Origin of the sequence: Rhodanobacter sp. B04 (genome assembly GCF_002001125.1) — a bacterium.
Classification (GTDB): Bacteria; Pseudomonadota; Gammaproteobacteria; order Xanthomonadales; family Rhodanobacteraceae; genus Rhodanobacter.
In genome coordinates this window covers 371,117-384,188 of sequence record NZ_MUNV01000006.1, presented here as the reverse complement: position 1 = coordinate 384,188, position 13,072 = coordinate 371,117, and the positions used below count along the sequence as shown (strand labels likewise).

Below are 13,072 nucleotides of genomic sequence, written 5' to 3'. Positions count from 1 at the left end.
GCGCCCCGCAAGGACACCCGATGCCATCTCCCAACACGCCGCCAGCGGACTCGCTGTTGCTGCACCGCGCGTTTGTCGCGTTCTGGTTTGCCCGGATCACCTCCAGTTTCGGCTTCCAGATGCTGTCGGTGGCGGTGGGCTGGCAGATCTATGCGATCACCGGCCGCGCGTTCGACCTCGGCCTGATCGGACTGGTGCAGTTCGTGCCATCCGTGCTGCTGGCGTTGCCGGCCGGACATGTCGCCGACCAGTTCGAGCGGCGCCGGATCGTGTTGCTCGGGCAGATCGTGGAATGGCTCGCGATTGCCCTGTTGGCCGTGCTCAGTCTGGTCCACGGCATCCATGAGCTCGGCATCCTGCTGCTGGTGCTCGTGATCGGCGTGGCCAAGGCTTTCGAGTTTCCGGCATTGCAGTCGATGCTGCCGGCGCTGGTGCCCGCGTCGATCCTGCCACGCGCGATGGCGGTGAATGCCTCGGCCGGCCAGGCGGCGATGATCATGGGCCCGGCGCTGGGCGGTTTGCTCTACGTGGCCGGACCGGGCGTGGTCTACCTGGTGGCCGCCGTGCTGTACCTGATCTCTGCCACGCTGATGAGCCGGCTGCGCTACGAGCAGGCGCCGCCCAGGCGCGAACCGGCCACGCTGAAGACGCTGTTCGCCGGCGTGCATTTCATCCGCGCACGCAAGGATGTGCTGGGCGTGATCTCGCTGGATCTGTTCGCCGTGTTGCTCGGCGGCGCCACCGCGCTGCTGCCGATCTTCGCGAAGGACATCCTGCACACCGGTCCGTGGGGTCTCGGCCTGCTGCGCGCCGCGCCGGCGGTGGGCGCGCTGCTGATGTCGGTATGGCTGGCGCGGCACAGCATGCAGCGGCAGGTCGGCGCGATCATGTTTGCCGCGGTCGCCGGTTTCGGCATGGCCACCCTGGTATTCGCCGTATCGACCACGCTGTGGCTGTCGCTGCTCGCGCTGTTCGCGCTGGGCGCGTTCGACATGGTCAGCATGGTGATCCGCGGCGCCCTGGTGCAACTGGACACGCCCGACGACATGCGTGGCCGGGTCAGCGCGGTGAATGCGATCTTCATCAATACCTCCAACCAGCTCGGCGAGTTCGAGTCGGGCATGCTGGCGGCCTGGCTGGGTGCGGTGAACGCCACCGTGCTCGGCGGCATCGGCACGCTGCTGGTGGTCGGGCTGTGGATGGCGATGTTCCCGGGCTTGCGCCGGCGCCAACGGCTGCATGCCGAAACCCCTGCACCGGAAGCGGCGGCAACAGATACTCTTTGACACTGATCCCGGCGCAGACAGACACCCATCGGCGTGGTCTGCACCGAACCTGAGCGTGATGGAGCCGCCATGATCACCACGTCGCCAACCGAATTCCTCGAAGCCTTTGCCACGCTGGCGCCGTTGCCGGATGCCGCAGCCACCGCGCGGGCGGCGTATCTGGTCGCCCCGGCCGAATTCTCGCTGGCGGCGGAATCGGCACGCGACAACCGTTACATGGACCTGAGCATCGCCGTCGATCCGCTGACAGCACTGGCCCAGCATGGCGTGCTGGCGCAGGCCTTGCGCGCGGATCTTCCGGTGATCACGTTTCCCGGCAATCCCGCCACGCCCGATGCGGTATTTCCGAACAACGTGTTCGCCACCGCGCCGGGCCGGTTGATCATCGGTCGCATGCGTCATGCGGTGCGCCAGCGCGAGGCCGAGCGACACGACATCCGCGGCTTCTTCGGCGAGGTACTGGGTTACGACGAGATCGACCTGTCCGGCTGCGACGACTTGGTCGCCGAACTCACCGGCTCGTTGATCATCGACCGTGCCCGCGGGGTCGGCTATTGCGGCCTCAGCGAGCGCTGCGACCTGGCCGGCGCACACGCGATGCACCAGGCGTTCGAGCTGCGCCTGACATTCTGCTTCGAGCTGGCCGAATCGGAATACCACACCAACGTGGTGCTGGCCCTGCTGGCCAGCCGCGCCGCGATCATCGCCGCCGACGGTTTCCGCGATCCGGCCGTACCGCAGGCCATCGCCAAGGCCCACGGCAATCGCGCGATCTGGCTGACTCCGGCGCAGAAGCAGGCATTCGCCGCCAACGCGATCGCTTTGTCCGACCAACGTGTATGGATGAGCGCTTGCGCCGCCAACGCGCTGACCGACGAACAGCGCGAGACGCTCGCCGATTACGGTTTTGCCGTCGGCGCCGTGGATCTGAGCGAGATCGAAAAAGCCGGCGGCAGCCTGCGCTGCTGCGTCGGCGAAATCTACTGAGCATCACACCCCGGCAGCGATTCCATACCGGTGATCGCCCTGAAATCGCGGAGCGCTGCATGATCGTCGTCCATCATCTGAACAATTCACGCTCGCAACGCATCCTGTGGCTGCTGGAAGAGCTCGGCGTGCCTTACGAAATCAAGCGCTACCAGCGCGATCCGAAAACCATGCTGGCGCCGCCCGAGCTACGCGCGGTGCATCCGCTGGGCAAGTCGCCGGTGATCACGGATGGGGAGCTCACCCTGGCCGAATCCGGCGCGATCACCGAGTACCTCGCCGACCGCTACGGCGCCGGCACGCTGATTCCCGCACACGGCACAACCGCACGGCTGCGCTGCAATTACTGGCTGCATTACGCCGAAGGTTCGGCGATGCCGCCGCTGCTGCTGAAGCTGGTGTTCCGCAAAGTCGAGAGCGCGCCCGCGCCGTTCTTCGTGAAGCCGATCGCCAGGGGCATCGCGCACAAGGTATTGAGCAGCTTCGTCGATCCGCAATTGAAATTGCATCTGGACTATCTGGAAGGCGAGCTGGGCCAGAGCGAGTGGTTTGCCGGCAACGCTTTCAGCGTGGCCGATATCCAGCTGAGCTTTCCGCTGGAAGCCTTCGCGGCACGCGGCGGGCTGGACGCGGGTTACCCGCGGTTGTCGACTTTCCTGCAGCGCATCCACGCGCGGCCGGCCTACCAGCGCGCGTTGCAGAACGGTGGCGAATACCGCCTCGGGAGCTGATTCCCTCGTCCCTAACTGAACGGACAGCCGTGCCCGCTGCCGTTGTCCACGCACCGCTCACGACCTCGCTGGCAGCCTGTGTCTCGGATGCCAAGGAGAAAAGTGATGCGTAACCGTGATATCGAGCGCCAGATCCGCGACGCGGGCGAGCAAGCCGGCGAACGTGTGCGTCGCTATGCCGATGGCGCTGCCAGCAGCGCACAGAATCTGTTTGACCGTGGCCGCAGCCTTGGCGAACGTTTCGGCAAGCGCGGCAACCATTACAGCCAGCGGCTGACCAACGCGGCCGAAGATTTCGCCGACGAGGCGAATTATCACTATCGCCGCCTGCGTCGTCAGGTCACGCGCCATCCGACGGCCAGTGTGGCGATTGTCGCCGGCACGATCGGCGCGTTCCTGTTGCTTCGCCACGTGTTCCGCAGCCGCGACGACGAATGAGCCGCGCGATCGTTGCCTGAAGATGCGGCAGGGCCGGACACATGTATCCGGCCCTGCATGACACCACGGCAATGCCGGCTTACCTGACCGCCTCGATGTTCACTTCCACGCGACGATTGGGGGCGAGGCAGTCGCGCAGCCTTTCACCTGCAAGCTGCCGGCACAGCGCCACCGGGTCGGCATCGCCGCGACCTTCGGTGCTGATCAGGCTGGCGTCCACGCCATGGCTGACCAGGTAGTCGCGCACCGCGTTGGCGCGCTTGAGCGAAAGATCGTCGTTGCCGGCCCGGCTGCCGATGCGGTCGGTGTAGCCGACCAGGCTCACTGAACGGATCCTGCCGGTATCGCGCAGTTCTTCGACCAGCCGGTCCAGCTGATTGCGCCCGCGGTTGGTCAGGCTGTCGATATCGGACCTGCCGAAGGCGAACAACGCATCCGCCGACAGGCGCTCGTGCCTGCTCTCGACCATCGGTGGCACCGGCGCCGGCGGCGGCGCCGGCATCACCATCATCGGCCTGGCCACCATGCCCGGACATTGGCAGCCGGCCAGCAACAGTGCCGCCGTGCCAGCCGCCATGATCGCGCCCATACGGATCGTCTTGTTCATAGTCACCGTCCTCCAAGTGCTCGGATGCCCTGTAGGAAACTTTGGTGGCAGCCATGGATGCAGCCGCAGCCCCTTCCCATGCCATGGGCGCGAAGGTGGCATTCGGGCATCGCCGTGCTGACGCCATCTGCAACGATGCCACGGCCCTCATGACGGGCAGCTAACTCCCCGGAAAGCCCGTTGGGGGAAGGTTTCCGAAACCGTAGCGCCTGGGTGCGACGCGTCTCGCTGCGACCGCTGCTAAGCTGAATTTTGGCGTATCCATCAGGTTGGCCCCATGCCGTCGAGAGACATCACGTTCCATCATCCGGTGGCGTTCTGGCTGGGCTGTGCCACCGTGATCGCCGGCGTGCTGTCACATCTGCCGATGTTGGCGATGGCCGCACCGATGCATTACCACCTGGCCGGCATGCCGATGGACAACATGATGCGCATCGGCATGGCGTTGGTGCCGCTCGGCGTGCTGTTGGCGGCCTACGGACTGATGCCGCGCATCGAGCAGATGCGGCGGACCTTGCATACCGAGCGCAGTCCGCTGCCGTTCCATATGGCCGACGGCGTACCGCTCAACCGCGAGCACTGGAAACTGGTGACGGTACTGACCATCGCGTTGGCGGTGGATGTGATGAAGCCGGCGACGATCGGTTTCGTGATGCCGGGCATGTCGGCCGAATACGCGATCAGTGCCTCGACCGGTGGCCTGCTCGCACTATCGGCACTGACGGGCACGACCGTCGGTTCGATCCTATGGGGCCGCCTGGGCGATCTGTTTGGCCGTCGCTCGACCATCCTGCTCTCGGCGCTGATGTTCATGGGTACCTCGATCTGCGGTGCCATGCCCGCATTCGGCTGGAATCTGCTGATGTGTTTCATGATGGGTGCCGCCGCCGGCGGCATGCTGCCGATCACCTTCACCCTGATGGCCGAGACCATTCCGACCGCGCACCGCGGCTGGTTGCTGGTGGCGCTGGGCGGCATCGGTACCTCGGCCGGCTACCTGCTGGCCTCGGGTGCGGCGACATTGTTCGAGCCGGCTTACAGCTGGCGCGCGCTGTGGCTGCTCAATCTGCCGACCGGCGCGCTGATCATCTTTCTCAATCGCTATATTCCCGAGTCGCCACGCTTTCTGGCCCTGGCCGGCCTGGAGGATCAGGCACGTGCCGTGCTGCAGCGGTTTTCCGCCGGCGCCGTATCCACATTGGCGGATGTCCGCGCACTGGCCACATCTACCCAGGCGCACCCGCCCACCGTGGCAGGGTTCGGCCAACTGCTGCGTGGACGACATGCACCGATCACCTGGGGACTGGCGATGTGCGCGGTGGCCTGGGGACTGGTGAACTTCGGCTTCCTGCTGTGGCTGCCCGGCAACCTCGTCAAGCTGGGCATCGATGCCCAGGGCAGCAGCGCCCTGCTGGCACGCTCGGCCATCCTCGCACTGCCCGGTATCGGCGTGGTCGTGGGGTTGTACCAGCGCTGGAGCAGCATCCGCACCCTGGTGCTGTTCATCGGATTGACCGCGCTGGCATTGCTGTTCTTCTTCGGCATCGATTTGATCGATATGCGCTCCGCCGCTGCCACGACGGCTGGAACAGTGGCCCTGCTGCTCAGCATCAGCGGCGTGATCGCCACGCTGATTCCGTACGCGGCGGAAATCTATCCGGTGCATTTGCGCAGCACCGGCGCCGGCCTGGTGGCCGGCTGCTCGAAGTTCGGCGGCATCCTCGGCGCCGCGCTGGGCGTGCTTGGCCTGTTCGGCCACTTCATGCTGTCGGCCGTGTTGATTGCGGTGCCGATGACCGTGGCAGGCTGGATGCTCGCGCGAAGTGGCATCGAGACACGCGGCCATGGACTGGAGGCGATCCAGGAGGCGCTTGCCGAATAGCGCCATCAAAAAACCGCCATTGCGGCGGTTTCTTGAAGCGACCCAGCATGCACCGGGCGACGGCTCGTTTACTTCAGACCGTCTGCGGATTCGGCTTGTCCGGATCGAGCCTGTATTCCTTGATCGCGCGGCTGACGTCCTTGGCGTTGACCATGCCGTCCTTCGCCAGTGCGGCCAACGCGGCATGCGCGATCCAGTAACGATCGACCTCGAAGAACTCGCGCAGGTGCGCACGGGTGTCCGAGCGGCCGTAGCCATCGGTGCCCAGTACCGTATAGCGCATGCCGTCGGGCATGAACGCGCGGACCTGGTCGGCGAATTCGCGTACGTAATCGGTGGCGGCGATCGCCGGGCCCTGCCGACCATCCAGCAGTCCCGTGATGTGCGGCACACGCTGTTCGGCTTCCGGATGCAGGCGGTTCCAGCGCTCGGCATCGAAGCCGTCGCGACGCAGCTCGATGAAGCTGGGGCACGACCAGATGTCGGACTTCACGCCGAAGTCCTTCTCCAGCAGTTCGGCCGCCGCAATCACCTCGCGCAGGATCGTGCCGGAGCCGAGCAGCTGCACCCGCGGCTCGCCCTTCTTCGGCTTGCCGCCGTCCTTGAACAGGTACATGCCCTTGATGATGCCTTCCTCGCTGCCCACGGGCAGGTCGGGATGGCTGTAGTTCTCGTTCATCACGGTGATGTAGTAGTAGATGTCCTCCTGCTCCTGCATCATTCGGCGCGTACCGTCCTGCAGGATCACCGCGACCTCGTACGAGAACGTGGGGTCATACGACTTCACGTTCGGGATCGTGCCGGACATCAGGTGCGAATGGCCGTCCTCGTGCTGCAGGCCCTCGCCGTTGAGCGTGGTGCGGCCGGCGGTGCCGCCGATCAGGAAGCCGCGCGAGCGCATGTCGCCGGCGGCCCAGCACAGGTCGCCGATGCGCTGGAAGCCGAACATCGAGTAGTAGATGAAGAACGGCAGCATCGCCTGGTTGCTGATCGAATAGCTGGTCGCCGCGGCCATCCACGACGCCATGCCGCCGGCCTCGCTGATGCCCTGCTGCAGCACCTGGCCCTTCTGGTCTTCGCGGTAGTACAGCAGCTGGTCGGAATCCTGCGGCTTGTACTTCTGGCCGAACGGCGCATAGATGCCGATCTGGCGGAACATGCCTTCCATGCCGAACGTGCGCGCCTCGTCGGCGACGATCGGCACCACGCGCTCGCCCAGTTGCTTGTCGCGCAGCAGCAGGTTGATGCCGCGCACCAGCGCCATCGTGGTGGAGATCTCGCGCTCGCCGGTGCCCTTGGTGATCTGCTCGAACGCGGCCAGCTCCGGCGCCTTCAGCTTCGCCTCGGCCTTGCGCCGGCGCTGCGGCAGGAAGCCGCCGAGCGCCTGGCGGCGCTCCAGCATGTACTGCACTTCCGGCGAGTCCTTGCCCGGGTGGTAGTACGGCACGTCCTTGAGCTTGTCGTCGCTGATCGGGATCTGGAAGCGGTCGCGGAAATGGCGCACCGCCTCCTCGTCCAGCTTCTTCTGCTGGTGGGTCGGGTTCTGCGACTCGCCGGCCGCGCCCATGCCGTAACCCTTCACCGTCTTGGCCAGGATCACCGTGGGCATGCCCTTGGTGTTCGAGGCCGCGTGGTAGGCCGCGTAGACCTTGTGCGGATCATGGCCGCCGCGGTTCAGCCGCCAGATGTCGTCGTCGCTGAGGTTGGCGACCATCTCGCGCGTCTCCGGATACTTGCCGAAGAAATGCTCGCGCGTGTACGCACCGCCGAACGCCTTGCACGCCTGGTATTCGCCGTCGACGGTTTCCATCATCAGCTTGCGCAGCACGCCCTTGGTGTCGCGTGCGAGGAGCGGATCCCAGTAGCTGCCCCAGACCAGCTTCAGCGCATTCCAGCCGGCGCCGCGGAACACGCCTTCCAGTTCCTGGATGATCTTGCCGTTGCCGCGTACCGGGCCGTCGAGGCGCTGCAGGTTGCAGTTGATCACGAAGATCAGGTTGTCCAGGCCTTCGCGGCCGGCCAGCGAGATCGCGCCGAGCGACTCCGGCTCGTCGGTCTCGCCGTCGCCGAGGAAGCACCAGATCTTGCGGTCGCTCTTCGGCACGAGGCCGCGATGTTCCAGATACTTGAAGAACTGCGCCTGGTAGATCGCCTGGATCGGGCCCAGGCCCATCGACACCGTCGGCACCTGCCAGTAGTCCGGCATCAGCCACGGATGCGGATACGACGACAATGCGCGGCCCTTGCCGACCACTTCCATGCGGAACAGGTCGAGCTGGTCCTCGGCCAGGCGGCCTTCGAGGAACGAACGCGCATAGATGCCCGGGCTGGAATGGCCCTGGTGGAACACCAGGTCGCCCGGATGGTCCGCGCTCGGCGCGCGCCAGAAATGGTTGAAGCCGACGTCGTACAGCGTGGCGCTCGAGGCGAAGCTGGCGATATGGCCGCCGAGCTCGCCCGGCTTGCGGTTCGCGCGCACCACCATCGCCATCGCGTTCCAGCGGATCAGCGTGCGGATGCGCCATTCCATCGCCGCATCGCCGGACATCTTCGCCTCGTTGCCGGGCGCGATGGTGTTGACGTATTCGGTGGTCGGGTCGAACGGCAGGTAGCCGCCGGAACGACGCGTGGTATCCACCATCCGTTCCAGCAGGAAGTGCGCGCGCTCGGTGCCGTCGTGCTGGATCACCGCATCGAGGGAATCCATCCACTCACGGGTTTCGGTGGGGTCGATGTCCTGGTTGAGGATATCGTCGAGCTGATCCATGAAGATTCTCCGCGGCGTCATTGCGGCGCCAGGCTTGAGGGGATTCCCGCCGTCGGGGATACGGCGGGTCAACACATGAGTTTAGCCGCCGCCGCGCACGAGCACCAAATGGATGTCCATGCGCCCGCGCACGGAATGAACGTCGTGCCCGACCGACAGGGCACGGCTGCCATCCATCAGCTACGCCGTTCGCCCTGTGCAGCGCGGATCTGCGCATCCACGGCGGCGATGGCGGTCATATTGACCACGCGACGCGCGCTGGAGGCCGGCGTAAGGATGTGCGCGGGCTTGTCCAGACCCATCAGGATCGGCCCGATCGCCACGCCATCGGTCATCACCCGCACCATGTTGTAGGTGATATTGGCCGCATCGAGGTTCGGCAGCACGAACAGGTTGGCGCGCCCGCTCAGGGTGGTGCTGGGGAACATCCGATGGCGCAGCGCCTCGTCCCACGCGGTGTCGGCCTGCATCTCGCCGTCCATTTCCAGTTTCGGCGCGCGTGTTTTCAGGATCTGCCACACCTGGCGCATCTTCGCCGCGCTGGGGTTGTCGTGGCTGCCGTAGTTGGAGTGCGACAGCAGCGCCACCTTCGGCTCGACGCCGAACAGCTTGAGCCGATACGAAGCCTGCAGCGTCGCTTCGGCGATCTGCTCGGCGCTGGGATCGCACTGCACGTGGGTGTCGACGAAGAACCAGGCGCCCTTGTCGTTGATCACGCCGGTCATCGCCGACGTGCACTGCACGCCCGGATCGAGGCCGAACACGCTGCGCAGGTAGCCGAGTTTCTTGTGGAAGCGACCGACCAGGCCGGAGATCAACGCATCGGCCTCGCCACGCTCGACCATCAGCGCGGAAATCAGCGTGGGGCGCGAGCGCAACAGGTTCTTCGCCGCCGCCGGCGACACGCCGCGACGCTCGGTCAGCGCGTGATACTGCTGCCAGTATTCGCTGAAGCGCGGGTCGTCGTTGATATTGGTCAGCTCGAAGTCGACGCCGGCGCGCATGCGCAGGCCAAGCCGCTGGATGCGCGTCTCGATCACGTCCGGACGGCCGACCAGGATCGGGAACGCCAGCTTCTCGTCGATCACCGTCTGCACCGCGCGCAATACGGTCTCTTCCTCGCCTTCGGCGTAGACCACGCGCTTGCGGTCGGCGCGGGCGCGTTCGTAGACCGGCTTCATCAGCAGACCGGTGCGGTAGATGAACTGGCCGAGTTTCTCCTTGTACGCCTCCATGTCGGTGATCGGCCGCGTGGCCACCCCGGAATCCATCGCCGCCTGCGCCACCGCCGGCGCCAGCATCACCAGCAGGCGCGGATCGAACGGGCGCGGTATTAGATATTCGGTGCCGAACGTAGGCACCTCGCCACCGTAGGCGCCGGCCAGGTCGCCTGCCTCCATCCGCGCCAGTTCGGCGATCGCGCGCACGCAGGCGAGCTTCATCGCCTCGTTGATGCCGGTGGCGCCCACGTCCAGCGCCCCGCGGAAGATGTACGGGAAGCACAGCGCGTTGTTGACCTGGTTCGGATAGTCCGAGCGGCCGGTGGCGATGATGCAGTCGGGGCGCACTTGTTTCGCGTCTTCCGGCGAAATCTCGGGATTCGGGTTGGCCAGCGCCAGGATGATCGGCTTGTCCGCCATCGTGGCGACCATCTCCGGCTTCAGCACGCCGCCCGCCGACAGGCCGAGGAAGATGTCGCAGCCGGCCACGATCTCGGCCAGGCTGCGCTTGTCGGTGTCGCGCGCGTAGCGCTGCTTGTCCGGATCCATCTTGTCGCGACCGGTATACAGCACGCCCTCGCGGTCGTAGGCGAGGATATGCTCGGGCTTCAGGCCCAACGCCACCAGCATGTCGAGGCAGGCGATGCCGGCGGCGCCGGCGCCGGCGGTGGCCAGCTTCACGTCGCCGATCCGCTTGCCGACCACTTCCAGCGCATTCAATACCGCTGCGCCGACGATGATCGCGGTGCCGTGCTGATCGTCGTGGAACACCGGGATCTTCATCCGCTCGCGCAGCTTGCGCTCGACGATGAAGCACTCCGGTGCCTTGATGTCTTCCAGGTTGATGCCGCCGAAGGTGGGCTCCATCGAGGCGATGATGTCGACCAGCTTGTCCGGATCGCGCTCGTTCAATTCGATGTCGAACACGTCGATGCCGGCGAACTTCTGGAACAGCACGCCCTTGCCTTCCATGACCGGTTTACCGGCAAGCGGGCCGATGTCGCCCAGGCCCAGCACGGCGGTGCCGTTGGTGATCACCGCCACCAGGTTGCCGCGCGCGGTCATCTCGCTGGCCGCATTGGGGTCCGCCACGATCGCTTCGCAGGCATACGCCACGCCGGGCGAATAGGCCAGCGACAGATCACGCTGGGTCAGCAGCGAGGTCGTCGGCGTGACCTTGATTTTGCCGGGGCGCGGATGACGGTGATATTCGAGAGCGGCGTGGCGCAGATCTTCGGGGAGGGCCATGGGTGCGTTTTTATTGGGGGAGGGGCGGTGCCCGCAACAGGCGGCTGACCGCCTGTGATGTTAGCACCGGGGCGACCCGAACCGGGTCGCGAGCACCCCGCTAGACGCTCTGCAGCAACTCGTCGCCGTGCACCCGGTTCATGTGGATGCCGTTGATGAAGACCGAGAACGCCAGCTTGCCGGCCAACCCGTGCACATGCTGCATCCACGGCGGCAGCCAGCGCGGCGGCAGAATCGCGCCGGACGCGAAATGCGGCTGCAGCGCGATCACGTCATGCAGGGTCAGCTTGCCGGCAAACAGGTTGCGCAGCAGATCCATCCGCTGCTGCCTGAACGCCCAGCGGAAGAAGGTGTGCACGGTGAGCAGGCCGGACAGGTATACATTGTCCTTGGCGAACGCCGCGCCACCGTCCAGCGGCACACCGCGAAACACCCGCTGTGCCGAATGGAAGCTGTCCGCCACGCTTTGCCCGCAGGCGCTGAAGTAGCGGTAGACCTCGACGAAATCGGCACCGTTCAGCGCCATGTCGATCGCCAGGATGCGCAGGCTGATGCGCTTGAGCCGGGCGATGTCGATCGCGCCGGACATCAGCTCGGCGAATACCGCCAGCCCTTCCTGCGTCGCGGTGACCCGCGGCGAGGTACGCGCCAGCGAGGTCAGCAGTGGCTGCTGGCGGCCGTTCAGCGCGGTCAGCGAGTGCACGAAGGCCTCATGCGCCAGCAACTGGTGGCGGTCGTACTCGCTGAAACGGGTGCCGTCGCGCAGGCGGATGCGGGTGGCGCCCGCTGCCGCCTTCGCGGTCAGTTCGGCATCCACCTCCACCTTTATCATGCCGGCGCCGAAGAACTCGTCGAGCGTCCTGGCCAGCTCGTCGCGCAAGGTGGATGCCGGAATGTTCTCGTTGACGTCATCGGCCAGCAGATCCGCGCCCAGCTCGTCGGACAGTTCGACGAAGTAGCGCGCCGCGTCGAGGTTGCTGCGCTGGCTGCCGGGAATCAGGTCGCCCGGCTTGCCGTACAAGGCGATCGATGGCGCGGTGACGGCCGCCGTGCCCACCGCCTCCAGCATCTCCGCGGCGATGCGCCATGACTCGGCGGTGCGCCGCAGGTAGTCGCCCAGCGGATCGATGTCCTGCGCGTCGCGGCCGCCCGCGGCAGCCTCGATCGCAGCCAGTTCGGCGCGCGCCGCGGCCAGATCAGGCCGCGTGTAGCCAACTTCCGGCAAGGTGAGCTGGCCCTTGCCGTAAGCCTCGATCATGCGACTTTCCAGCGAGGCCGGCCACGCCACCGTCGGCAGGATATGGATGCCGCGCACCGCGGCCAGCAGGCGCTGGTCGAGTTCGGCGTAGCGCTGTAGTTCGGGCGCAATCGCGCTGGCCGGCGTATTCATCGCGAGGCTCCGCGCAGCGCATCGACGCGCTCGATCAGTTCGGTGGCGACCGGATCCGGCTTGAATGCCGCCATGAAGCCGCGCGGGCTGGCCGGTATGAAGGTGAGATTGCGCCCGAAGCGCGAGTCGGTGCGCAGCATCACGGTGATGCGGCGCGGGTTGGTCATGGTGCTGGCGTTGATGTTCATCACGTCGCGCAGCGCGACGCGGATCTGCTGGCCGCGGCTCTTCACCACCAGCCAGTCGCCATCCAGCCAGACCTCGTCCATCAGGTCCTGCAGCAGCGTGCGGTAGATGAGGAACATGATGCCGCCCATAAACAGTGGCATCAGCAGCAGCGGAAACAGTGGCGGCGACTGTTCGTTCGCGCGGGCATGGCTCGCCAGCCAGAACTGCAGGCCGAAGACGGCCAGCAGGAACCCGATCCACAGCAGCGGGAAAACGCGCTTGTAGAAGAACGTGGTGGACGACGACAACCGGCGCATGCCTGCACTCCCGGACGGTGGTGTGGCGATA

Annotated in this window: 10 protein-coding genes; 5 read left to right on the top strand and 5 right to left on the bottom strand. The window is 66.0% G+C overall.

Features of this window, described 5'->3' with window-relative positions; genetic code table 11:
• Positions 1-20: 20 nt before the first annotated feature.
• From B0E46_RS04375 to B0E46_RS04360, 4 genes are all read left to right on the top strand, one after another.
• Positions 21-1,286, top strand: coding sequence for an MFS transporter (locus B0E46_RS04375; protein WP_077554484.1), 1,266 nt, complete (start codon positions 21-23; stop codon positions 1,284-1,286).
• 69 nt (positions 1,287-1,355) lie between these two features.
• Positions 1,356-2,273: an arginine deiminase-related protein gene (locus B0E46_RS04370; protein ID WP_077554482.1), complete on the top strand. Its 918-nt coding sequence runs from the start codon at positions 1,356-1,358 to the stop codon at positions 2,271-2,273.
• 59 nt (positions 2,274-2,332) lie between these two features.
• Entirely contained in the window at positions 2,333-3,004 is a 672-nt protein-coding gene (locus B0E46_RS04365; protein ID WP_077554481.1) for a glutathione S-transferase, read from the top strand.
• A 105-nt stretch (positions 3,005-3,109) separates the two neighbouring features.
• Positions 3,110-3,442, top strand: coding sequence for a hypothetical protein (locus B0E46_RS04360; protein WP_077554479.1), 333 nt, complete (start codon positions 3,110-3,112; stop codon positions 3,440-3,442).
• Positions 3,443-3,521: 79 nt separating this feature from the next.
• Here B0E46_RS04360 and B0E46_RS04355 read toward each other — a convergent pair whose 3' ends face one another.
• Positions 3,522-4,049: an OmpA family protein gene (locus tag B0E46_RS04355; protein WP_168171125.1), complete on the bottom strand. Its 528-nt coding sequence runs from the start codon at positions 4,047-4,049 to the stop codon at positions 3,522-3,524.
• Between the two features lie 277 nt (positions 4,050-4,326).
• Between B0E46_RS04355 and B0E46_RS04350 the strand changes: the two genes are divergently transcribed.
• Positions 4,327-5,931: an MFS transporter gene (locus tag B0E46_RS04350; RefSeq protein WP_077554477.1), complete on the top strand. Its 1,605-nt coding sequence runs from the start codon at positions 4,327-4,329 to the stop codon at positions 5,929-5,931.
• A 73-nt stretch (positions 5,932-6,004) separates the two neighbouring features.
• Here the strand turns inward: B0E46_RS04350 and aceE are convergent, their stop codons facing one another.
• From aceE to B0E46_RS04330, 4 genes are all read right to left on the bottom strand, one after another.
• Complete coding sequence (aceE, locus tag B0E46_RS04345; protein ID WP_077554476.1) at positions 6,005-8,698, bottom strand: pyruvate dehydrogenase (acetyl-transferring), homodimeric type; 2,694 nt, start codon at positions 8,696-8,698, stop codon at positions 6,005-6,007.
• Positions 8,699-8,874: 176 nt separating this feature from the next.
• Positions 8,875-11,166, bottom strand: a complete 2,292-nt coding sequence (locus B0E46_RS04340) for an NADP-dependent malic enzyme (RefSeq protein ID WP_077554474.1) — start codon at positions 11,164-11,166, stop codon at positions 8,875-8,877.
• A gap of 100 nt (positions 11,167-11,266) precedes the next feature.
• The gene (locus tag B0E46_RS04335; protein ID WP_077554473.1) at positions 11,267-12,556 is read right to left on the bottom strand and encodes a flavohemoglobin expression-modulating QEGLA motif protein; all 1,290 of its coding nucleotides are present in this window, start codon (positions 12,554-12,556) and stop codon (positions 11,267-11,269) included.
• On the bottom strand, positions 12,553-13,041 hold the full coding sequence (locus B0E46_RS04330; protein WP_077554471.1) for a hypothetical protein: 489 nt from the start codon (positions 13,039-13,041) through the stop codon (positions 12,553-12,555). The genes B0E46_RS04335 and B0E46_RS04330 overlap by 4 nt, the downstream gene beginning before the upstream one ends.
• Between the last annotated feature and the right edge of the window lie 31 nt (positions 13,042-13,072).

Excerpts from the sequence above, each read along its gene's own strand:
- B0E46_RS04355 (WP_168171125.1), bottom strand. The coding sequence starts at position 4,049 with ATGAACAAGACGATCCGTATGGGCGCGATCATGGCGGCTGGCACGGCG.
- B0E46_RS04330 (WP_077554471.1), bottom strand. The coding sequence starts at position 13,041 with ATGCGCCGGTTGTCGTCGTCCACCACGTTCTTCTACAAGCGCGTTTTC.
- B0E46_RS04365 (WP_077554481.1), top strand. The coding sequence starts at position 2,333 with ATGATCGTCGTCCATCATCTGAACAATTCACGCTCGCAACGCATCCTG.
- aceE (WP_077554476.1), bottom strand. The coding sequence starts at position 8,698 with ATGGATCAGCTCGACGATATCCTCAACCAGGACATCGACCCCACCGAA.
- B0E46_RS04375 (WP_077554484.1), top strand. The coding sequence starts at position 21 with ATGCCATCTCCCAACACGCCGCCAGCGGACTCGCTGTTGCTGCACCGC.
- B0E46_RS04370 (WP_077554482.1), top strand. The coding sequence starts at position 1,356 with ATGATCACCACGTCGCCAACCGAATTCCTCGAAGCCTTTGCCACGCTG.
- B0E46_RS04340 (WP_077554474.1), bottom strand. The coding sequence starts at position 11,166 with ATGGCCCTCCCCGAAGATCTGCGCCACGCCGCTCTCGAATATCACCGT.
- B0E46_RS04360 (WP_077554479.1), top strand. The coding sequence starts at position 3,110 with ATGCGTAACCGTGATATCGAGCGCCAGATCCGCGACGCGGGCGAGCAA.
- B0E46_RS04350 (WP_077554477.1), top strand. The coding sequence starts at position 4,327 with ATGCCGTCGAGAGACATCACGTTCCATCATCCGGTGGCGTTCTGGCTG.
- B0E46_RS04335 (WP_077554473.1), bottom strand. The coding sequence starts at position 12,556 with ATGAATACGCCGGCCAGCGCGATTGCGCCCGAACTACAGCGCTACGCC.